Source organism: Brachyspira hampsonii, assembly GCF_001746205.1.
In the GTDB taxonomy this organism is placed as follows: Bacteria; Spirochaetota; Brachyspiria; order Brachyspirales; family Brachyspiraceae; genus Brachyspira; species Brachyspira hampsonii_B.
This window is the reverse complement of the sequence record NZ_MDCO01000009.1, coordinates 428408-451373: the sequence shown is the minus strand read 5'-3', so window position 1 is coordinate 451373 and position 22966 is coordinate 428408. Positions and strand designations below refer to the sequence as shown.

Genomic DNA, 22966 nt, shown 5'->3' with positions numbered 1-22966 from the left:
ATGGTAACGAGAATAGAATTAATCTGCTTTTGAATATAGGATATCGCCAGGAGATATTACGGTTACTGTTTTATTATATTTTGCTGAAATAGGAACTCCGTCATCTCTTAATGTTATATCAAGTATGTAATTATAGTCAATATATTCAAAATATATGCTAGGCAATATGCTCACATCCTGAGAATTATATGTATTTATAGATATGCCTGAATATAAAAGTCCAAGTATTATAGTATATCCGTAAAATCCTGATCCTTTGGATAAATCAAAGAATTTTGAAGGTATTTTAAGTTTTTGAATATCATTTTCATAATATGTTACAAAATCTCCTTGTACATCTACAGTTCTTTTTAAACCATTATCTGTTCTGCTTCTTTTTCCCCAATATCCTTGAGCTATTCCCTCTTTATCACCCGGAGCCTTATCAATAATTCCGGCTATTATATCTGAACTTCTTTTATTTCTTATATATACATATCCTACAGTTTCATATTCATCTGTAGGAAATTGAATCTCTCCAACCCAATCTGAAGAACTTACTATATATCCGAAATATCTATCATAATATTTATTTTTGTTTTCATCTGCAATACTATAAATATTATCTTTAGTAAAATTTACTTTTGTTGTTTTATTTGATACAATTAAACCGCTTATTCCTCCATTTTCTATAACAACATCAACTGCATTATTTCCTGTTTCATCGGCATTAAAAAATTTCCAAGCGGCATCATATTTAGAGTCTACACCCTTAACTGTATACTCGCTGCTTTCTTTAGTAATAGGTGATGTTGAATTATTGGTATTTTTACCGCAGCTTATAATTAGCAAAAATAATATAATTGTAAAAGTTAAATAGATTGTTTTTTTTATCATGTTATATCCTTTATAAAAAATTTACTATTATGTAACATGTTTTTACATAAGAATAATTACTAAATAGTAATTCAATAATAAATATAATAAAAATTATCAATTTATTTATAACTTTTTTAGAAAATGTATGAAAAAATTATATATTATGATATAAAACTCACTTAATATATATATAATGAATACATATAATTGACAATTAATAAAAATAAATATATTATAAAAATATGAAACTTGTTATTGAATAAAGCTCCGGCAATATTTAATCATTATTGTTGGAGCATACTAAAAAACAGTATGCTATAGTTCTTTATAGCCATTAAAAATTATAAAGTTTTTAATGTGTTTTTTATTATTTATTTAATTTATTCAAAGGAAAGTTTCATGTATTTAATAAAATTTTCATTTATTTTATTCATTTCAAATATATTACAATATTTATACAGCATTACAGATATAATATTTATTTCTCATTTGCTTGGAGAAAATGGAGTTGTAGCATTAGGAAACTGTGCTTCTATAATGTTTATAATAACTTCTATATCTTTAGGTTTATCAATAGGAGGATCTGTTATAATATCAAAGTATAAAGGTGCTGATGATAATACAAGATATAAGCAGGCAATAGGAAGTTTATTATTTTTATCTTCATCAGCAGCTTTAATCATTTCAATAATAGGATTAATATTTTCAAAGAAGATATTATTATTTATGAATATTCCTAAAGAATCATTTAATTATGCTGATGATTATATAAAAATAATTTTTTTAGGGATATTTTTTATATTTCTATATGCTTCTCTATCAGCTGTAATAAAATCAAGCGGAAAAGAAAAAGTATCATTATATTTTATGATAATTGCTGCATTACTAAATTTTATACTAAATTTTTTATTTTGTTATATTTTGAAATTATCTGTAAAAGGTGCAGCATTAGCTACTGTAACATCTCAGGCTGTTTCATTTTTACTGTCTTTATATTATATAAGAAAATTATTAACTTTTAATTTTGATATCAAAATAATAAAGGAATTAATATTTATTTCTTTGCCTTGCATATTTCAAATTCTTATAATAAATATATCATATTTTTTTGTTAATATAATGATGAACAAATATGACAGTATTACAGGATTTACAATAGGCTTAAAAATAAATACTTTTATAGGTATGATTTCTTGGTCTATAGGAGAGGCTTTAAGTATAATTGTTTCAAATAGTATAGGAAAAAAAGATTATATCAAAATAAAAAGCACGGTTCATTTTGCTATATTATTTAATATATCTGCTGCAGTAATAGCAATAATATTTATACATATATTCCTTAAAAATATAATAGGTATATTCTACAGCGGAGATGATAAAGTTATTAATGATATTATTTTCTATATAAAAATATGTGCTTCATTTAATGGTATTACTTATGCTTTAATGTATGTATTCGATAGTTTTTTAATAGGCATTCAAAAATCATATTTGGCTTTTATTAATTCATTTATAGATTCTATAATATTTAAAATAATAATATCAAAAATCTTAGAAATATACATAGGATATTTAGGAATATATATTGCTATGGCATTATCAAGCACTGTACCTGCTCTAATAGGTATAATTTATTTCTATATTTTTAAAAAAAAGTATAGAAGTAATTGAATTATTTTTATATTTTTATATTATTTTTATAAAAATATAATTGGAGTTCTGTATGTTAAAAGACATAAGAAGTAAACTGCTTATTATAATATTAATAAGTTTGATTATAGGTGCTGTATTAGGTATAATAGTTTCATCTTCTGCATCAGAAGCTGCAATAGCAAAATTAATATCAATAGCAGATCCTATTGGTAATTTATTTGTAAGATTATTGAAGATGATAGTGATGCCTGTAATCATTTTTACACTTATAAGCGGAGTTGCAAGTATATCGCCTAAACATTTGGGAGTTGTTGGAATAGCAATATTGGCATTTTATATGATAACTTCTATATTTGCCTCTATATTAGGTTTAGCAGTAGGAAATATATTTAATCCCGGAGTAGGGTTAAAATTAGATGATGCTATGGCGGTTACAAAAGAGTTGGTAAAGCCAAATTTAGTTGATACATTGCTTGCTATAGTACCTACAAATCCTTTTGCTTCATTTTCTAAAGGTGATGGAGATGTTCTTCCTACAATACTATTTTCTATTTTCTTCGGTATATCATTAGCATTTTGTAGGGACAATGAAAAAACAAGAGAAAGTGCTGAAATAGTATATAAGTTCTTTGAAGGATGTACGCAAATTATTATAAAAATTGTAGGCTGGATAATGTTCTATGCTCCTATAGGGGTTTTAGCATTAATATTTTCTGTATTTGTTAAAAATGGCTCTCAGGCTTTCGGACAATTATTAAAAGTTACATCTACTGTTTATATAGGACTTATATTACAGTTAATTGTAGTTTATACTATAATAAATATTATATTCGGATTAAATCCTATAAAATTCTTAAAATATATTTCAGAAGCCTGCTTTACAGCTTTTGTTACTCGTTCTTCAAGCGGAACTCTTCCTATATCTATGAAGATTGCTGATGAAAAAATGGGAATACAAAAAGGAGTTTATAGCTTTACTTTACCTTTAGGTGCTACTATTAATATGGACGGTACTACAATATATTTAGGTATTTGTGCAATATTTATTGCTAATGCCACAGGTCACTTTTTAAATTTATCTTCTGAACTTAGGATAGTAGCTGTATCCGTATTAGCTTCTATAGGAACTGCTGGGGTACCGGGAGCCGGTTCTATAATGTTATTAATGGTTCTTAATTCTATAGGGCTTAGTATTGACAGTAATCCTAATATTGCCGCTGCATACGGAATGATACTTGGTATAGATGCTTTATTAGATATGGGAAGAACGGCATTAAATATATCTGGTGATTTATGCGGTACAGCTGTTGTAGCAAAAATTACAAAGCAAATGGATATGAGTAAGTGGAGCGGAAAGTGTAATTAAATTTAAAAACCTAATTACATACCCCGCCCTTTAGATTTTAGAATTCTATTTACAACTGATAAATATATTTAAATTTAAAGTTTAAATTATAAAAGCACACCCGCCCTAGCTGTGTTTAAATTTAAAATTTGTTTAACGCACGGTGAATGCATTTTAATATATTATTTAAATTGTTATTTAAATATTTTTATATTTGAAATTTTATTTACCGTGCGTAAATATAAAAATAATAAAATATATTTTAATTAACTATAGCCTCTTTAAATCTGAAATCTATTTATTATAAATAAAAATTGCTTCGCTAAAAATATATTTATACTAAAGTATAAATATGCTACGCAATTTTTATAAAGTATATTAAACATTAAATAAATAGATAAAATATATTAATTAACTATAGCCTCTTTAAATCTGAAATCTATTCTGTGAGTTTGATTATCCTGATTCTGCAATGTCTTTAATATAGCAGCCAAATCTACAAATTTATCAGTTTTTACATACTTTTCCAATATCACCTGCACCTGATATCCTCTAGGATAAAGTATCAAATCATCTCCATAGGCATTAATCTCTGATATAAGATTATATATTTCATTATGATTAGTTTTCAAATCATATATAACAGATGAAAGATATTTTGAATAATCATTTTCTACAATTTTATTTGTAGGATTGATACTTAGCCCTGTTATATATGGAACATCATAATTGTGAATAATATTATCTTTGAGAATATATCCGTCATCTGTGATTTCATATATTCCGCTGCTGGATTCTAATAAAAATAATGTTCCTCTTTCTATTACATTTATAATAAGTAAATCAGGAAAAGAAATTTTTATGCTTTCCACTTGAAGTCTATGATTATTTTCTATATCAGACTTTATTTCTTTTTTTGGTACATTAAAAATACTTACATTATTGTACTTTGATAATCCCGCTTCTTCCATTATATCTATAGCATTTAAAATTTCTAATCCCCGTATTTCCACTCTTAATATTCTAGCTTTATTTATAATCACAACAAGAAATAATATTATAACAGCCGAAACAAAAAAGATAATTATTTTTTTTATTATATTTTTCTGTTTATCGCTAAGTTTATTTTTTTTAAGCTTTTTTCTAAGTTTATTATCTTTAAAATCTTTCATTATAATATCATCTTTTAATGTTTAATTATAAATTATTAATTAACAGAACATCCTGCATCGAAACCTTTTTCTGTAGTCATAAGAGAAAGGGTTTCTCCATTATCAGCCAAAAGAAGCATACCATGAGATGTAACTCCTCTGAATTTTTTAGGCTTCAAATTGGCCAAATAAAGTACAGTTTTACCAACCATTTCCTCAGGCTTATAATATTCTGCTATAGAAGAAACAACTACTCTCTGTTCACCGCCTCCAATATCGAGTACAAATTTTAAAAGCTTATCAGCATTTTCTACTTTTTCAGCCACTAGTATTTTAGCAGTTAATAATTCTAATTTTTCAAAATCTTCTTTTTCTATATTAGGTTTATGCTTATCTTCTTTAGGAGGATTAACCTGTTTTTTATTATCTTCCATACTTGCACCTATTTCTTTTTCTATGTCATATCTATTGAATAAAGGCTCACCTTTTTCAATTTTTATTCCTGATTTTAAAGATCCCCATTGCTTAGCACTTTCCAAAGAAACACTGTCTCCAAGTCCTAATCTATTAAACACTTTTTTAGGTGTTTCTATAAAGAATATCTGTAAATAAGCTGTTACTATATAGTATACTTGGAAAGAAATATACATCACATTAGCAAGATGTTCTCTTTTACTTTCATCTTTAGCCAAATTCCAAGGTGCACTCTCTTCAACATATTTATTAGTAGTTCTAATCACTTCCCAAATATAAGCTAAAGCCTCATGAAATTTAAAACTATCTAAAGCAGATTCTACATTAGCATCAAGAGTAAGAACCATTTTTTTAAGTTCTTTTTCTCTATCGCCGTAAACACTCTCTGATTCATTAGGAAGAACACCATCAAAATATTTTCCAAGCATAGTAGTTATTCTATGCCATAAATTACCGTAATCATTAGCCAAGTCGCTGTTTATTCTCTTTAAGAAAAGCTCCTGAGAATAATATCCGTCAGAACCGAAATTAATCTCTCTCATAAGGAAATATCTTAAAGAATCAACTCCGTATTTATCTATTAAAGTATTAGGATCAACTACATTTCCCCTGCTTTTACTCATCTTTTTTCCATCATCAAAAAGCACCCAGCCATGACCGAATACTTTTTTAGGAAGCGGTATATCAAGCATTTTAAGCATTATAGGCCATATAATAGCATGAAAACGGACAATTTCCTTTCCTACAAAATGCACATCAGCAGGCCAATATTTTTTATATAATTCATCTTGTCCCTCTTCAGGATATCCTAAAGCTGTTATATAATTAGCTAAAGCATCAATCCATACATATATACTATGCTCGCTGTCAACAGGACAAGGTATTCCCCATTGCAATCCCTTACGGCTTACTGCTAAATCCTCTAAGCCCGGAAGTAAAAAGTTTTTAAGCATTTCATTTTGTCTTTCTTTAGGCTCTAAAAATTCAGGGTGCTCTTTATAATAATCTATTAACCATTGTCCGTATTCTGAAAGTTTAAGATAGTAGCATTCTTCTTCTTTATATTCTAATTCTTTTTCACAATCCGGACAGTAAAACTTTCCGTCATCTTTTTTCACTACCTGACTTTCAGTAAAAAATGCTTCGTCGCTTACGCAATAAAGTCCTTTATAAGCACCTTTATAAATATATCCTTTATCATAAAGAATTTTAAATATTTTCTGAACTCTTCTTTCATGATAGTCATCAGTAGTTCTTATATAATGACTGTAATCAATATGAAGTCTTTTCCATAACTCTTTAGTGGCATTAACAATATTATCAACATAAGCCTTAGGAGTAGTTCCTGCTGCTTCTGCTTTTCTTGCGATTTTCTCACCATGCTCATCAGTACCTGTTAGAAAATAAACATCATATCCCATTATCTTCTTATATCTAGCCATAGTATCTGTAGCTATAGTGCAGTAGCAATGCCCTATATGAAGATAATCTGAAGGATAATATATCGGAGTTGTAATATAAAACTTTTTATCTGTCATCTGTATGCCTCCATGTCAGGTTATGTATCTTTAATATTTTAAAAACAAATCAATTATACTAAAATTAATGTTTTTTGTAAAGCTAAAAAATTAATATAGTATTTCATTATTATTTATGTTTAAACTTATAATCAAGTTATTTTGCTTTGAAGAGAAAATATGTATATATAAGGTGAATGTTTTGCCAATTGTTTTATAAAAATACATAAGTTTGACTTATTTAAAATAAAATGGTATAATTTATATGAGTTTATTAAGGTTTAAGTATTATGTCTCATCAAGCATCAAGCATCAAGCATCAAGCATCAAGCATCAAGCATCAAGCATCAAGCATCAAGCATCAAGCATCAAGCATCAAGCATCAAGCATCAAGCATCAAGCATCAAGCATCAAGCATCAAGCATCAAGCATCAAGCATCAAGCATCAAATATTATTATATTCATATCGTTATTGCATAAAATAATATTCATAAAAATCTATTTTTTTAATAATAATTCTAATAAAAAAATATCTGCGTCATTTTTTGACACACAACTAATTTATACTTAAGAAAAAATATATTTATTTTAGGGAGAATAATTTTATGAAAAAAAGATATTCTATAAGATTTAAAATGCCTTTAATTATAAGTATAATAACTACAATATTTCTAATCATTACAATAACTATATTATCTTACAGGTCATTTTTAGGCGTTAGTAAAACAACTTTTTCCGGATTTTCAAGCACGATAGAAGGATATAAGTCTATGATGGATTCTTGGCTTTTTGACAATAAAACTCTTATAAAAACTTATGCTATAACTCCTGCGGTAAAATTAATTATCTATTAAACAGTTACAGTACGAATGCAAATATACAATTAAATAAAACATTACAGAAATTTGAATCTATAAATAAATTTTCTTTGGATATAGGTGTAACAGATATAAATGGCATTATACTTGATAATGCCAAACATAATGAAATAGGGCAGAATATACAGGATTTAAGACCGGGTATATGGGATAGTTTTAAACAAAACAATTATGATACCGCTTACGGAAACAAAATATTAAAATACGGCGATGATAATAAATGGTCTCTTACATTGATATCCGGAGTGCGGGATGCTAATAATAACTTAATAGGCTCTATATATATTACAATAAATTGGCAGGAACTTATAAATAAATTAAAAAAATTAAAACTAGACGAAACAGGAAGACTATTTGCATTAGATAATGAAGGAATTATAGTTGCAGACACTTATGATTATATAAATGAAAACGGAGGAGCTTATTTTAAGCTGATAAAAAAAGATAATAAGCAAAGCGGAATAATTAAATATAAAAATACAAGCAGCACTTCAAGAACAGCAGTATACACAAAATTGGAAGAAATGCCTTGGACATTAACTATGTCTATGAATGATAATATCATATATAAAGAAAATATAACCATGATTAAAATAGCTATAATAGTATGTATATTATCTATTTTATTTATTAATACCTTTACTTTATCGTATATTAAAAAAACAATGTCTCCATTAGAAAGTTTAATGAAACAGGCACAAAATATATCAGAAGAACATATTGAAGTAAAAGAAATAAAAAAAGAAAGAAAAGATGAGTTTGGAATATTAGAAAAAACATTTAATATAATGAGTGAAAAATTAGCAGAAGTTATTAATGAAGTAAATGAAACATCTAAAGAAATATTAGAATCATCTCAGAATATGATGGAAAGCAGCAGCGAATTATCATCAAGAACTGAATCGCAAGCCTCTAGTTTGGAAGAAACAGCGGCAAGTGTAGAAGAGATAGTTTCTACAATACAGTCATCAACCGAAAATGCAGTAAATGGAAAAGATATGATGAATGAATCTATTAACCATATAGGAGAGGCAGCAGCAATCATTGCAGAAACTTCATCAAACATAGAGGAAGTTTATAAATCTAGTGAAAAAATAAAAGACATAACAAAAATAATAGAAGATATAGCTTTTCAAACCAATATATTAGCTTTAAATGCTTCTGTAGAGGCGGCAAGAGCAGGAGAGCAGGGGAAAGGTTTTGCGGTAGTGGCAAGCGAAGTTAGAAATCTGGCACAAACTACTCAGGCTTCAGTAAAGGATATTACCCATTTAGTAGACAATACAGCAGAGCAAATTAATAATGCCACACAAACTGCTAGGAAATCTCAGGAATTATTTGAAGAACTTCAAAATAAAGTTAAAGAAACTTCTAATTTAATGGAAAGTATATCAAATACCGCATTAGAACAGCAGTCTGGTGTTAATCAAATAAGCACAGCAATAAATAATATGGAAAGTGCAACAACTCAAAATGCTTCTTTAGCTGTTGATTTTAATAATTTATCTAAAAATCTTCTAAGCAGAGCAGAAAAACTTCAGCAAAGTATTTCATTTTTTCAATTATACAAATAATAGAAAAAAGCATAAGACATTTATGTATTAATTATTTTTGAGAGTTTGGTTTATTAGTTGAGAGAAATAAAAATATAATTGTTTATTTAATAAAAAGAGAAGCTGTAAATGCAGCTTCTCTCTTTTTATTAAAATACTATTAAACAGTCAAAGCATTATTGCCATGTGAGTCTATTGTAACTATTAACGGCATATCCTCAACCAGCATTTCTCTAATTGCCTCTGTACCTAAATCTTCAAAAGCTATAATTTTCGATTCTTTAACGCAATTAGACATATATGCAGCAGCACCTCCTATAGCTGTAAAATAACATCCTCCATATTTTACTATAGCATCTATAACTTCTTTCCCCCTTTTTCCCTTACCTATCATAGATAAAAGTCCTAGTTCTATAAGTTTAGGAGAATAAGCATCCATTCTATAACTAGTAGTAGGTCCAACGCTTCCTATAACTTCATTAGGTTTATTAGGAGAAGGCCCTGCATAAAATACTGTCTGATTTTGTAAATCAAAAGGCAGTTTTTCATTTTTATCTATCATTTCTATCAATCTCTTATGTGCTGCATCTCTAGCTGTATATATAATTCCTGTTAAACTTACCATATCTCCGGCTTTTAATACCGATAAGACTTCTTTAGTTAAAGGGGATTTAAGTTTTTTTACTTCCATAAAATCATTGCTCCTTTTTTATTTCTTATAATACCGCTTCAGAATGTCTGGTAACATGACATCCGGTACAAACACAAACAGGAAGTGCCGCTATATGAGTGGCATACATATTAATATTAACGCATAGAGCTGTTGTTTTTCCGCCGAATCCTGAAGGACCTATATTCATTTTGTTTATATTTTCAAGCAATTCTTTTTCAAGCTGAGCCAAACGAGGATCTTCATTGACGGAGCCTATCTCTCTAAGTAAAGCCCTTTTAGCTATATCAGCACATTTTTCCATAGTGCCTCCAAGTCCTATGCCTATAATCATTGGAGGACAGGCATTGGCACCTGCCATTTTTACAGTTTCATATACAAATTCTTTTACCCCTTCTATACCAGCCGAAGGAGGAAACATTTTTAATCTGCTCATATTTTCGCTTCCAAATCCCTTTGGAGCTACTACTATTTTTACTTTATCCCCTTCAACTATATTATAATGAATTATAGCAGGCGTATTATCATTAGTGTTCTTTCTTTCAATAGGATCATTTACTACAGATTTTCTTAAATATCCTCTAGTATATCCTAATGCCACCCCTTTGTTTACAGCATCTGTAAGATTTCCGCCTGTAAAATGAACATCCATTCCTATATCCATATAAACTATTGCCATTCCTGTATCCTGACATATTGGTTTGGCATTTTTTGAAGCTATTTCTGAGTTTTCTATTAAAATGTTTAAAATATTCTTTGCAAGAAGATTTTCCTCTTTTTTTTCGTTTTCAATAAAAGCATTCTTAATATCTTGGTTTAAATTAATATTCGCCTCTATACATAATTTTGATATAATATCTGTTATAGTATCAACATGTAAATCACGCATAAAATATCCTGCCTTTTTTTAATTTATGTAAAATATTAATTTTTTTTATACAATTCAAATGAAGTATAATATATAGTATATTGATAAATTATATATTTTCAATTTTTAAGAATGATAATTGATATTTTGTATAGTAAAATATATACACTTTATAATAAAAAATAAAGTATTTCGTTATATTGAATTATACCGGTTAAGAAGTTAATAAAATATTATATATTAATATAAGAGCCTTCTTTTGCAAAAGCAAGATTCAGGTCAATTTCTTCTTTTTTGAGGAAAGCCATTAATTTGCTATATATTAAATCTATTTGAGCATCTGTTCTTTCCTGATTATGATGATGAAGTATAACATAAGGTACATCAGCATCGAGTCCCACCTGAATAGCATCATTCAAAGTAGAATGTCCCCATCCTACATGTCCATTATAATATTCACTTTTTGTATATTCACCTTCTATTATAAGGACATTAGCACCTCGTACAAAGTCTATTAGTCTTGCATGGAGTAAATCAGCATTATGATTGTAATGTGAAAGGGAAGGATGCTGTGCATGCAGACGCTTTTTATAAGGCTCATGATCTGTAAGATATACAACAGTTTTATTTCCTGAGGTTATTTTATATGAAAGTGTATGGCAAGGATGATTAACCCATAAACCTTCTATAGTCATATTTCCGAATGTTATTTTTTTTCCCTCATAAAATGCTTCAAATTTAAGATCAGCGGCAAACTGCTCCAAATTAACAGGGAAATAATCTTTAGCTAGTATATTATTTATAGTATCATACATTTCTGTATAAGAATCTTTAGGACCGTATATTGTAAAGCTGTATTTATCAGAGAAAAATGGGGCAAAGAAAGGTATGCCTATTATGTGATCCCAATGGAAATGAGTTAATAATATTATGCTTTCAGTCTTTTCGGATTTTAAAGCATAATAACTTGCATTTTTAAGCCCGCTTCCGGCATCTAATATTATATAAGTGCCGTCATCATCTACAACTTGAATGCAAGATGTATTTCCGCCATATACACTAAAACTGCTACCTGGGGTTGGTATAGATCCTCTGCTGCCAAGAAATCTTACTTTCACAAATAAACCTTAAATTATTATTATATTATATATCATAATACAATAATAAAAAAAAATCAATCTAATTTAATTTTAAAAAACTATACAATTTTTATATAGTTGTATTATTACAGCATAAAGTTTATAATAAATATACAATTATATAAAAGGTAATTAAAATATATGAGTATATTAAAAATAATATCTTGGAATGTAAACGGAATAAGAGCAGCATACAAAAAAGGTCTGGTAGATTTTATAAAAAAAGAAAATCCGGATATAATATGTCTTCAGGAAACTAAGGCATTTGAAGAACAGCTGCCTGAAGATTTGAGAAATATAGAAGGTTATGAACTTTTTATTAATCCTGCTGATCCTGAAATAAAAAAAGGATACAGCGGAGTTGCTATATATACTAAATTAAAACCAAATAAAGAAATAAAAAACAAATTAGGAAGTAAATTCTCAGACAGAGAGGGAAGAATATTATCATTGGAATTTGATGATTTTACTATATTTAATGTGTATTTCCCAAACGGCGGTAAATCTGAAGAGCATTTTCAATATAAACTTTCTTTCTATGATGAAATCACAAAACATTTAAGTAAGCTCAAAAAAAATACAAATATAATATTATGCGGAGATATGAATATTGCACATGAGGCTATAGATTTGGCAAGACCAAAAGAAAATGAAAAGAGTATAGGTTTCTTACCAGAGGAACGCGAAAAAATAACAGAATTTTTAAATAAGGGTTTTACAGATACATTTAGAATGTTTGTAAAAGATGGCGGACATTACAGCTGGTGGGATATGAAAACCAGATCAAGAGAAAAAAATGTGGGTTGGAGAATAGATTATTTCTTTGTTAACAATGAAATAGCTCCTAATATAAAAAGAGCGGATATATTAACTGATGTTATGGGAAGCGATCATTGTCCTATACTTATTGAATGGGATAAACAATAAAAACTGTAAATTAAAAAATTACTTGATTTTTTAAGGTTTTATAATATATTAAAAATTATTAAATATGGTTCTATTTTCATCTTATTAAAGGAGTTTGCATGGTTCGTACAATTATTGAGGATAAAACGGCTATAATAAATATAGAAAAAAATATAATATCTGAGAATGTAGATATACTAGAAGAAAAATTGAATTATATAAAAAATGCAGATATTTCTAATTTGATATTTGATTTCCATAATATAGAGTATATGTGTTCTTCTGCATTAGGGTTGATTGCATTAGCTTTAAGGGTATCTTCAGAAAATGGAGGGGTTGTTTATTTTTGTTCTCTAAGCAAACAGTTAAAATCATTATTTGAAGCTACTAAATTTTTAACCATTGTAAAAACTGCTGATAATATAGATGAAGCCTTAAAAAATATTAAATAATATAAACAGGATATATATGTTAATAGAAACAATTAGATTCATATACTATTTATTAATGCAAACTCTAAGACTTTATTCTTTTATATGGTTTGTATGGATTATATTAAGTTGGCTTCAGGCTTTCGGAGCTATGCATTTAGACTATTATAATCCTATAGTGAACTTTTTTTATAAAATAACTGACGGAGTTATAGATAAAATATTCGGAGGAAGAAGGCTTATTGTAGGTATTCTTGATTTATCTCCATTAGTATTTCTTTTGGTACTTCAGTTAGCTGCTCCTATTGTACTCAGAGTAGTATTTCAGTTTTTGCTAAATCTAGCAGTTAGGATATAGAGCATATTATGAGTTCTTTAGATGATATAAGTAAATATATTGATGATGGTGATTATAGAAAAGCCATAGAAGAATTGGATATTATTATATCGAGAGAACCGGATAATGCCAGAGCTTTTTATATGAGAGGAAAATCAGCATTCATAGAGCTTCAGAACGAAGAGTTTGATAGAAATAAATATGATGCTAGAAGGGCTTTGATATATTCTACTATAGAATATGATCTTAATAAATCAATAGATATAGACCCTAATATAACAGATGCATATAGAGGATTAATGTATCTTAACAGAGATTTGAAAAATATTGATAAAGAAAGAGAATATGCTCAGATACTTTTTGAAAAAGACAATAATGCTTATGATGCCTTGTTAATACTTGCAAGCAGCTATTTAAATAATGGAGAAAATGAAGCAGATTTCTATCAGGCTATAGGATATTATGATGATTTTATCAGAAAGGTAAAACCTGAAAAAAGTAAAGTGGCAAGATTTGAAAGAGGGCTTTGCTATTATAATCTTAATATACTTACAAAAGCTGATATAGAGGCTAATAAACTTATTTATGATTTTCCTTTTTATGATGATGCCTATTTTCTTAAAGGTATAATACTTGCAAAAAATGGCATAAAATCTGAGTTTTATGATGATGCTATATTCTTTTTAGACAGGGCAATAGAATTAAATGCTGATAATTTTAATGCTATATATGAAAGAGCAGAATGGTATTTTAATAAAGAAAATTATAGAAAAGCGATAGAAAATTATAATGAACTTTTAAAACATAATAATAAATATAGATTAGATGCTTTACTTGGTAAAATTCAGGCACTGCATGATTTAATTATAGAAAATGATGATAAAAATTATCCGGATAGTCAGGAAGAAGGAAAAGATTTAGCAGAAGTTTTTTATTTATTAGATAAAGTGATAGATGTAATAGGGATAAATAGTCTTCAGTACAGATACTATAGAGGAAATTTATATGCTTATCAGGGTGAAATAAAAAAGGCTATAGCAGAGTTTAAAAAAATACTCAATGAAAATAAAGAAGCATGGATTTATGAAAAAATTGCAGAATTATATCATAATTATGCTAAAAATGATGATGACTATAAAGAGGCTTTAAAATACTTATCTCATATAGATAAAATAGAATATAAATACTCTACATATTATCTATCTATATTTTCAAATTATGAAATAAAAAATTATGAGGCAGCAGCTCAATTATGTAAAGAGTTTTTTGAATATGTGAATGATAATGATGATGAGATATATTATATAAGATTTATATATGCTCATTCTTTGCAAATGATAGGCTCTAATGATTATAAATTAATACTAGATAATTTTAAGTTATGTTTAAATAGTAATCTTGATAAAGCTACTATATACAGATCTATAGCAAAGATAATGCTTTATAATATGCCTAATGAATATATTAATGAAGGCATATATATGTTAAAAAAAGCTTTGGAATTAAATGATGCTATATCATATCATATATATGCTAAAGAATTATTTTATGGTGATATTATTACTCCCTATCCGGAATTAGCTATTTCTATGGCGAATATAGCATTTGATATAGATAATACTTTGGAATGTGCTTTAACTGTTGTAGGAAAAGCGTATGAATTAGGACGAGGAATAGAGCAAAATGATTCTAAAGCTTTTGAAATGTATAATAAAGCTATGACAATATGCAAAAATAGTAATTCTAAATGTTCTTGCTCTAATGGGTTTATAGCACATTGTTATTATAAGGGAATAGGAGTAGAAAAAAATGAGAAAATGGCTTATGATATAATAAGAAAAACTGTTGATGATTTGGGAAATAATTCTCATGATTATGTAGCATTATTATATTCATATTTTGCATTGAATAATATAGAAGGATTTGATTTAGTTACTTCTTTAACATTATTTGAAAATATAGAAAATTATTCTCATAATATATATATTATAATGATATTGAAAAGAATATATAAAAAATTAGGAAAGAATAATGATGTTAAAAGAATGTCTAAAATGGAGAAAAAGGCATTAGAAAGTACAGGGGAATTAAATTTAAATTACATAAGAAAATATATTAAAAATTTCAATAACTTCTATCCTATTTTAAATAGAGATTTTACACTTTGACAAAAAAATATATTAATAGTATTATAAACATATAAATAAAAATAAAAAAGAGGTAATAAATATGATAAACAAAACTATGAGTATAGGTGAAATTATACAGATATTTCCTGATTCTGTAGAAATAATGACAGGCAGAGGTCTTCATTGCGTAGGCTGTCATGTTGCAAGCTGGGAAAGTTTAGAAGAAGGATGCAGAGGACATGGCATGAGTGATGAAGTTATAGATAGTATAGTTAAAGAAATAAATGATAAATTAGAAGCCAGCAAATAATTGGTTTTCATATCAAAAAATAAGAGATAGTATTTTTACTATCTCTTTTTTTATGATTTTGATAATTCTATAAAATGTATTATTTTCCGTCTTTATACTCTCTAATTATTCCTCTAACTCTTATTGTAAGTCCGTAAACTTTCTGTTCTGCTATAATAACATCTAAAGGAACTTGATTATATTTATCTTTTGAGATTAAAGCATCAGTACCATATTTATCCTTTTCATAAACTCTTATAGTAGATAATTTATCTCGCTCCAACTTTGTTTTTAAATCTTCTCCGTTTTCTATAGTAAATCTTATATCTTTTTTGACATTTTTTCCTTCAAGCCAATTAACTTTAAATGTGCCGATATTTTTGTCTACGAAACGCATAAAGAATACTAGTGATAAAGCATCAAATGCCATGCCTTCAAATTCTACTTTTTCATCAACTGTTCTTTTGTCATTGAATAGATAATAGTTATCATAAAAAGTTAAAGATTCTTTATTAGTCCAATCTCCTTCTGAAGTATCTTTCTTTAAAACTATAGGTTTAAAATCATTAGTGCTTATCCATGCTTCAAATATATCGCTTACTTTATAAACCCAATTAGCTGCTCCTGTAGTATAAACATGGGCATATAAATGGTATGCTGGGACTCCATTTACATTGCTTATAGCAAGAACTTTGGCTTCGAGTGTGCCGACTTTTCCGCTTATATTAAATTCCGGAACCTGTGCTAAAACATCATACTTTATATATTCACCTACTTTAAATGTCTGATTGTATCCGAAAACTATATTAGAAATCAATACCATTATGATAAAAATATACTTCTTCATAAGACAAAATAAGCTCCTTTACTGATATATTAAATTATTACATATTATATATACTGAAAAATTGAACTTTTGTCAAAGAGTTTTTACAATTTTTTATTGAATTTACAAAACAAAATTATTAAAAAATAAAATTTATTTTCATCTGCCCGCCCTCCATGCTTTTTATTTTATTTTGAAGTTTATAATTTCTGCTTTTTTATTGTTTAATTAGAAATATAGACACCCACCCAGGTTTATTTTAAATTTATTGCTTTCTAAACCGCACGCAGAATAAAATTTTTAATATATGATTATTTTGAAATTATAATTAAAACAATAAATAAAAGCTCATTTACCGTGCGTTAAATAATTTTTTAAATCTAATCAATACTAGGGCGGGCATGCTTTTTTAAATTAAGCAGAATATATGAATATTACTATCATTTGAAATGAATGCAAAAAACCTAAAGGGCGGGATTTAGAGAAAAATATTTAAATTTAATAGTTTGAAGGTATTTATCTTGCAATAGTATTTTTTTAATATATTATATTGTAATTAATTTAAGGTTTAATTTTTATGGCTTTATTCTTACTTATAGGAGTCATGGCACTATCTGCTTCTGCAATATTTGTTAAGCTTGCTAATGCTCCTTCATCTATAATAGCATTTTATAGAATATTTATATCATTTTGTTTTATATCTGTGATAACAATATCAAAAAAAACTTCAAGAGAAGAACTTTTATCTTTTAGTAAAAAAGAAATAATACTCTCTGTGATATCAGGATTTTCACTAGCACTTCATTACTTTTTATGGTTTCAATCATTAAGCCTTACATCTGTTGCAAGCTCTACAGTGATAGTAACATTGCAGCCTTTATTTGCCTTTATAGCAGGACATTTCTTTTTTAAAGAGGAGTACACTAAATTAGCTATTTTGGGTTTTATTATAGCAGTTATGGGTTCTGTAATAATAGGCTGGGGTGATTTTCAGATAAGCTCAAAAGCATTGCTTGGAGATTTTATAGCTTTTATATCTGCCGGACTTATAAGTACATACTTTATTATAGGGCAATATACGAGAAAAAGATTATCAGCTTTAACTTGGATTAGTTTAACATATTTCAGTGCATTTATCTTTTTAGGAATTTTGTCTTTTATAATGCATACACCTTTTACAGGTTATTCATTAAATACTTGGATTAATATATTAGGAATTACATTCATATCAACTATGCTCGGACAGGTAATATTTACTTGGCTTTTAAAATATTTTTCAGCGACTATCATCTCTATGACTATATTAGGCGAAGCTGTAGGAACTTGTATACTAGGATACTTTATATTGCATGAAAGCATAAGTTTTAAGCAGTTTATAGGAATAACTGTTATATTAGCAGGAATAGCTTTATTTTTATGGGAAAAGAGAAAAACTATTTCTAAATAAAGGAGTTTTTTATAACAATGAAAAAAGATAATAATAATGAAGAAAAAATCCATCAGAAACCTTTAATGGAAGAACTTTATAAAGATGAACTTGAAGTTTTGAAAAAAGAAGATAAAAATAGTAAGCCGAAAAATTGGAATTTATCTCCTCAGGCTGTCAGAGATTTCATATTAGGTAAAAAATTAAAAAGCGGAGCAGAAATAAAAAGAAAATTCTACGGAGATGATGCCTTAGTAGAAAGAGCAATAATAACATTAGCAGGCAACAGAGGATTAATGCTTGTAGGCGAACCTGGTACAGCCAAAACTATGCTAAGCGAATTATTATCAGCAGCTATAAGCGGAAACAGTACAATAACAATACAAGGAACTGCCGGAACTAATGAAGATAATATAAAATATTCTTGGAATTATGCCATGCTCTTTGCAAAAGGACCTGTAGAAGAGGCATTGATACCTTCGCCGGTTTATATAGGAATGAATGAAGGAATAATAACAAGATTTGAAGAGATTACAAGATGCCCGCTTGAAATACAGGATTCACTTATAAGTATATTGAGCGATAAAATCATGAATATTCCAGAGCAGAACAGAGTTCTATTTGCCAATTCCGGCTTTAATATTATAGCCACTGCCAATACCAGAGATAAAGGTATCAATGAAATGAGCAGTGCCTTAAAAAGAAGATTCAATTTTGAAACAGTTGAACCTATAAAAAATCCTAAACTTGAAGGTGAAATCATTACTAATCAATGCCAAACATTATTAGAGCTTTCTGATATAGATGTTGATATAGAATATGATGTTGTTGATATACTTGCTACTACATTTAATGAACTTAGAAGCGGCAAAAGTTTTGAAAATGCCAAAATACAGGAATTAAATTCGGTTATGAGCACTGCCGAAGCTGTATCGGTTTATTATCAGTCAGCACTTCATTCTTATTATTATGGTGATAAAAGTATAAAAATGGATACTGTAGTTGGAAACTTAATAGGAAGTGTTGCTAAAGAAAATAAAGATGATTTGCCAAAATTAAAGAACTATTTTAATAATTCTGTAAAAATAAAAGCTGAGAAATTCGGTAAGAAATGGAAAGAGTATTATGAAAGCAGAAATCTTATTAAATAGTATTATGTGTTAATATATTATATTAAAAATGAAAATAATATAGTTAATAATTTTGTAGATGGCAAAATAAAATCATATATATTAATTAAACTTTCAAATATATTTTTATTTTAGTATTTTTTATATATAATATTAAATTATATATTTTATAACTATATTAACTTTATATATTTATAGTGTTATAGTACATATTAAAGTAAAAAAGTAATATTTATTATAAAAAACAATTATATAATTATTAAAATATGAAAAATTTTGTATTTTTTATAGAATTTTCAAAAAAAATTTATATAATAGTATCTATATATAAAAATTTAGGAGAAAATAAAAATGAAAAAGTTTTTATTAACTGTAATGGCTATTTTAACAGTAGCCAGCGGATCAGTGTTTGGTATGTATGGTGCGGATAATACTTGGTTATTTTTCCTTATACATGGCAACCAATTCAGAGCCAGAATGAACCAAGTAGGTTTCACTCTAGGTAACGGCACTATCAAAGGTACTTTCGGTTTTAAAGCTAATACACTTATTAACGGAAGCATCTTAAATACAAGCGGTAAAGATGACAAAAATCCATTAGAAGCTACTATCTCCGGCGGTATAGGATATACTAGCGATGCTTTTGGAATAGGTGTTGGTTATAACTATACTTATTCTGCTACCGGTACAGGAATAAACACTCATACTCCTGTAGTAACTATGAATTTCCTAAATAATAATTTGAGAATAGCATTACCTGTAAGCATAGCAATAGAAAAGAGTATAGGAGCTTCTGGAGCATTAACAGATAGAAAAGATTATTTAGGCTTAAGCATACCTGCTCAGATAAGATATTACACAGGAATAGATGCATTTAACTACATAAGATTTGAATTAAACTACGGATTAAATAAATATGATGGAGTAATAGGCAATCAAACATCAAAATATGAAGCACAAACTATAGGTTTCCAATTAAGACTTCATTTCTTGAATACAGTTATGGGAAATAATGTAACTGTAAATCCATTCTTAAGAATTGACTTTGCTTCTACTATAGGAGCCAAAGGAAAAGCCAATGTAGTATTCCCAGCAAATACATCTTTCGATGGAAGACTTACAGCTTGGGCTGCAAATGCTTGGGCAGAAGATCCAAACAGCATTTATGATAGGGAAGCTTATGATTTGAAAATCATACCTAGTGTATCTTTAAGTGTTAATACAGACATTATCAATTTAATATTTGAACCTGGTTTAGGATACAGAGTACAAGATGACGGTATAAAAGGAAGCAAACTTACTCATTCATTATATTGGCAGGCTTACGGAGAAATTTATATCAGACCTGTTCAGGATCTTGAATGGTACTTTGAAATGGATGTTAATAACGGCGTACCTAAACTTCAAGGAAATGGTAACCCTAGCGTACCTGTTGTATTCGGAGCTAATACAGGTATCACTTGGTACTTACCTGCTCTTAATTAATTAGAAATTAATTATAAGAAACAAAGGGGGCTTTAAGCCTCCTTTTTTATTGTTATTTTATAATTTTTTCAATAGGTTTATAAAAAATTATTACCCTTATGTTTATTTCTTTAAAAATGTTTGTTTAACTATCATAGTGGGCGGGTGATCTAATTAAAACTATAGGCTTTATTTTTATATTAATCAGTATTTCAAACTGCTATTATAAGTAATGTTTTAAATTCAGAAATAACTAATTCTTAATATTAGCTTGCTTCAAAAAGCCCTTTTTTATATCAAAAATAATTATCAGCAATTAATACAGATAATTAATTTAGTTAAATATTATCAAAATATATATAATAAAATTCAAAAATTCATAAAAATAAAAATCATAATTATGCAGCTTTTATAAAGATTTATAATTTTTTATTAAAAAACTATGTAAATATGTATTTATATGATGATTTTTTTATATAATTCTGTTTATATGTATTGACATTTTATAACTTTTTTCTATAATAGATTATAGAGGATCTTTATGGTGTCTATTGAGTTTTTAAGCAATCTCTCAATAGACACTGTCAAAAGACTATAAAAAATTTAGGAGAAAAAAATGAAAAAGGTTTTATTAACCGCTATGGCTTTATTAACCATAGCAAGTGCATCAGTGTTAAAAGAGAAATAGAAAGTTTAAATAATAAAATAAATGAATCTAAAGAGGAGCAAACTAAATTTTTAGAAGAAGAGAAAGAAAACTTAAATAATTTTAAAGAAGAGCTTTCTAATAGTTTTGATTCTAAAATAGATGAAAGAATAGAAAAAAATAATTTTAATTATAATAATATAATGCTGGAACAGAATCTCAAAAATTTTAAAGATATTTCTAACTTGAGAAAGAATCAGAAAGATTTAGAAAACTCTATCAATGAGAGTAATACAAAATATGATGAAGTAATAGATAATATTAATAATATCAATGATAAATTAGATACTCATTCAGAAGAATATAAAAGAGAAATAGAAAGTTTAAATAATAAAATAAATGAATCTAAAGAAGAGCAAACTAAATTTTTAGATAAAGAAAAAGAAAATTTAAATAAAAATTATGAAAATTTATTAATTGATATTAAAGATATTAATGAAAAAGTAGATAGATATAAATCTCTATATGATGAAAAACTTTCTACAGCAGAAAATCAATTTAGCACATTAATTTTGGATCAGAATTTAAAAAATTATAATGATATTGACAGCTTAAAGAAAGATCATTCAGATTTAAAAGATTTTGTAGAAAAAATAGATAATACATTAAGTATAAATAGTTTAAAATATGATGATTTAATAAATGATATTAATAATAAATTGTCAGACAATTCATTTAAAAATAGAAAAGAGGTAGAGAGCTTAAATACAAAATTAGAAGAATCTAAAGAAGAGCAAACTAAATTCTTAGAGGAAGAGAAAAAAGATTTAAATAATATAAAAGATAATTTAAATAATTTCAAAGAAGAATTATCTAATAGTGTAGATGAAAAGATAGATGAAAAAATAGAAAAAAATAATGCCAATTATAATAGCATAATGCTGGAGCAGAATCTCAAGAATTTTAAAGAGATATCAGATTTAAGAAAGAATTATAAAGATTTGGAAAATAGTATAAAAGAAAATATTTCTAATACAGTTTATGCTTCAGTTAATGAAAATAATTCCAAATATGATGAATTAATAAATCAATTAGGAGCAAAAACAGAAGATAATAAAAAAGAAATAGACAGCCTAAACACTAGATTTGAGGAAGTCAGAGAAGAAGGGGGCTTTAAGCCTCCTTTTTTATTTATTTTTTATGGTAAATTGAGTGAAATCAAAATTATATATTTACATTTAAAAAATATTACTATATAATGTAATGTAATGAATAA

The 22966-nt window shown here is 27.1% G+C and carries 18 protein-coding genes and 1 pseudogene; 12 read left to right on the top strand and 7 right to left on the bottom strand.

The window, feature by feature from the left end; genetic code table 11:
* Positions 1–18 precede the first annotated feature (18 nt).
* Complete coding sequence (locus BFL38_RS07225; protein WP_069726417.1) at positions 19–876, bottom strand: hypothetical protein; 858 nt, start codon at positions 874–876, stop codon at positions 19–21.
* A gap of 381 nt (positions 877–1257) precedes the next feature.
* Between BFL38_RS07225 and BFL38_RS07220 the strand changes: the two genes are divergently transcribed.
* Together BFL38_RS07220 and BFL38_RS07215 are read left to right on the top strand one after the other, a co-directional pair.
* Positions 1258–2529 carry an MATE family efflux transporter gene (locus BFL38_RS07220; RefSeq protein WP_069726416.1) on the top strand — a complete coding sequence of 424 codons (1272 nt, stop codon included), beginning with the start codon at positions 1258–1260 and terminating at the stop codon, positions 2527–2529.
* Positions 2530–2581: 52 nt separating this feature from the next.
* A complete protein-coding gene (locus tag BFL38_RS07215; protein ID WP_069726415.1) occupies positions 2582–3877 on the top strand; it encodes a dicarboxylate/amino acid:cation symporter in 1296 nt (431 codons plus the stop codon).
* A 386-nt stretch (positions 3878–4263) separates the two neighbouring features.
* Here BFL38_RS07215 and BFL38_RS07210 read toward each other — a convergent pair whose 3' ends face one another.
* Positions 4264–5028: a cell division protein FtsQ/DivIB gene (locus tag BFL38_RS07210; protein ID WP_069726414.1), complete on the bottom strand. Its 765-nt coding sequence runs from the start codon at positions 5026–5028 to the stop codon at positions 4264–4266.
* 35 nt (positions 5029–5063) lie between these two features.
* A complete protein-coding gene (gene metG / locus BFL38_RS07205) occupies positions 5064–7019 on the bottom strand; it encodes a methionine--tRNA ligase (protein WP_069726413.1) in 1956 nt (651 codons plus the stop codon).
* Positions 7020–7603: 584 nt separating this feature from the next.
* Here metG and BFL38_RS07200 point away from each other — a divergent pair.
* Positions 7604–9450, top strand: a pseudogene (locus BFL38_RS07200) (methyl-accepting chemotaxis protein).
* 139 nt (positions 9451–9589) lie between these two features.
* Here BFL38_RS07200 and BFL38_RS07195 read toward each other — a convergent pair.
* The 3 genes from BFL38_RS07195 to BFL38_RS07185 form a co-directional block, all read right to left on the bottom strand.
* Positions 9590–10120 (bottom strand): Fe-S-containing hydro-lyase, encoded by a 531-nt coding sequence (locus BFL38_RS07195; protein ID WP_069726412.1) that lies wholly within the window; start codon positions 10118–10120, stop codon positions 9590–9592.
* A gap of 25 nt (positions 10121–10145) precedes the next feature.
* A complete protein-coding gene (locus tag BFL38_RS07190) occupies positions 10146–10988 on the bottom strand; it encodes a fumarate hydratase (protein WP_069726411.1) in 843 nt (280 codons plus the stop codon).
* A gap of 212 nt (positions 10989–11200) precedes the next feature.
* Positions 11201–12085 carry an MBL fold metallo-hydrolase gene (locus BFL38_RS07185; RefSeq protein ID WP_069726410.1) on the bottom strand — a complete coding sequence of 295 codons (885 nt, stop codon included), beginning with the start codon at positions 12083–12085 and terminating at the stop codon, positions 11201–11203.
* A gap of 162 nt (positions 12086–12247) precedes the next feature.
* Between BFL38_RS07185 and BFL38_RS07180 the strand changes: the two genes are divergently transcribed.
* From BFL38_RS07180 to BFL38_RS07160, 5 genes are all read left to right on the top strand, one after another.
* Positions 12248–13033, top strand: coding sequence for an exodeoxyribonuclease III (locus tag BFL38_RS07180; protein ID WP_069726409.1), 786 nt, complete (start codon positions 12248–12250; stop codon positions 13031–13033).
* A 98-nt stretch (positions 13034–13131) separates the two neighbouring features.
* Complete coding sequence (locus BFL38_RS07175; protein ID WP_008721947.1) at positions 13132–13464, top strand: STAS domain-containing protein; 333 nt, start codon at positions 13132–13134, stop codon at positions 13462–13464.
* A gap of 16 nt (positions 13465–13480) precedes the next feature.
* Positions 13481–13801, top strand: a complete 321-nt coding sequence (locus tag BFL38_RS07170) for a YggT family protein (protein WP_069726408.1) — start codon at positions 13481–13483, stop codon at positions 13799–13801.
* A gap of 8 nt (positions 13802–13809) precedes the next feature.
* The gene (locus BFL38_RS07165) at positions 13810–15948 is read left to right on the top strand and encodes a tetratricopeptide repeat protein (protein WP_069726407.1); all 2139 of its coding nucleotides are present in this window, start codon (positions 13810–13812) and stop codon (positions 15946–15948) included.
* A 61-nt stretch (positions 15949–16009) separates the two neighbouring features.
* On the top strand, positions 16010–16219 hold the full coding sequence (locus tag BFL38_RS07160; protein ID WP_069726406.1) for a DUF1858 domain-containing protein: 210 nt from the start codon (positions 16010–16012) through the stop codon (positions 16217–16219).
* Between the two features lie 79 nt (positions 16220–16298).
* Here the strand turns inward: BFL38_RS07160 and BFL38_RS07155 are convergent, their stop codons facing one another.
* Entirely contained in the window at positions 16299–17045 is a 747-nt protein-coding gene (locus BFL38_RS07155; protein WP_069726405.1) for a DUF3108 domain-containing protein, read from the bottom strand.
* A 556-nt stretch (positions 17046–17601) separates the two neighbouring features.
* Here BFL38_RS07155 and BFL38_RS07150 point away from each other — a divergent pair.
* The 4 genes from BFL38_RS07150 to BFL38_RS07135 all read left to right on the top strand — a co-directional run bounded on the left by BFL38_RS07150 (position 17602) and on the right by BFL38_RS07135 (position 22949).
* Positions 17602–18471, top strand: coding sequence for a DMT family transporter (locus BFL38_RS07150; RefSeq protein ID WP_069726404.1), 870 nt, complete (start codon positions 17602–17604; stop codon positions 18469–18471).
* A gap of 17 nt (positions 18472–18488) precedes the next feature.
* Positions 18489–19601 carry an ATP-binding protein gene (locus tag BFL38_RS07145; RefSeq protein ID WP_069726403.1) on the top strand — a complete coding sequence of 371 codons (1113 nt, stop codon included), beginning with the start codon at positions 18489–18491 and terminating at the stop codon, positions 19599–19601.
* Positions 19602–19931: 330 nt separating this feature from the next.
* Positions 19932–21065, top strand: coding sequence for a variable surface family protein (locus tag BFL38_RS07140; protein WP_069726402.1), 1134 nt, complete (start codon positions 19932–19934; stop codon positions 21063–21065).
* 870 nt (positions 21066–21935) lie between these two features.
* Complete coding sequence (locus tag BFL38_RS07135; RefSeq protein WP_069726401.1) at positions 21936–22949, top strand: coiled-coil domain-containing protein; 1014 nt, start codon at positions 21936–21938, stop codon at positions 22947–22949.
* The last annotated feature ends 17 nt before the right edge of the window (positions 22950–22966 follow it).

Coding starts and splice junctions, on each gene's coding strand:
- BFL38_RS07225 (WP_069726417.1), bottom strand. CDS start 876: ATGATAAAAAAAACAATCTATTTAACTTTTACAATTATATTATTTTTG.
- BFL38_RS07220 (WP_069726416.1), top strand. CDS start 1,258: ATGTATTTAATAAAATTTTCATTTATTTTATTCATTTCAAATATATTA.
- BFL38_RS07215 (WP_069726415.1), top strand. CDS start 2,582: ATGTTAAAAGACATAAGAAGTAAACTGCTTATTATAATATTAATAAGT.
- BFL38_RS07210 (WP_069726414.1), bottom strand. CDS start 5,028: ATGAAAGATTTTAAAGATAATAAACTTAGAAAAAAGCTTAAAAAAAAT.
- metG (WP_069726413.1), bottom strand. CDS start 7,019: ATGACAGATAAAAAGTTTTATATTACAACTCCGATATATTATCCTTCA.
- BFL38_RS07195 (WP_069726412.1), bottom strand. CDS start 10,120: ATGGAAGTAAAAAAACTTAAATCCCCTTTAACTAAAGAAGTCTTATCG.
- BFL38_RS07190 (WP_069726411.1), bottom strand. CDS start 10,988: ATGCGTGATTTACATGTTGATACTATAACAGATATTATATCAAAATTA.
- BFL38_RS07180 (WP_069726409.1), top strand. CDS start 12,248: ATGAGTATATTAAAAATAATATCTTGGAATGTAAACGGAATAAGAGCA.
- BFL38_RS07175 (WP_008721947.1), top strand. CDS start 13,132: ATGGTTCGTACAATTATTGAGGATAAAACGGCTATAATAAATATAGAA.
- BFL38_RS07170 (WP_069726408.1), top strand. CDS start 13,481: ATGTTAATAGAAACAATTAGATTCATATACTATTTATTAATGCAAACT.
- BFL38_RS07165 (WP_069726407.1), top strand. CDS start 13,810: ATGAGTTCTTTAGATGATATAAGTAAATATATTGATGATGGTGATTAT.
- BFL38_RS07160 (WP_069726406.1), top strand. CDS start 16,010: ATGATAAACAAAACTATGAGTATAGGTGAAATTATACAGATATTTCCT.
- BFL38_RS07155 (WP_069726405.1), bottom strand. CDS start 17,045: ATGAAGAAGTATATTTTTATCATAATGGTATTGATTTCTAATATAGTT.
- BFL38_RS07150 (WP_069726404.1), top strand. CDS start 17,602: ATGGCTTTATTCTTACTTATAGGAGTCATGGCACTATCTGCTTCTGCA.
- BFL38_RS07145 (WP_069726403.1), top strand. CDS start 18,489: ATGAAAAAAGATAATAATAATGAAGAAAAAATCCATCAGAAACCTTTA.
- BFL38_RS07140 (WP_069726402.1), top strand. CDS start 19,932: ATGAAAAAGTTTTTATTAACTGTAATGGCTATTTTAACAGTAGCCAGC.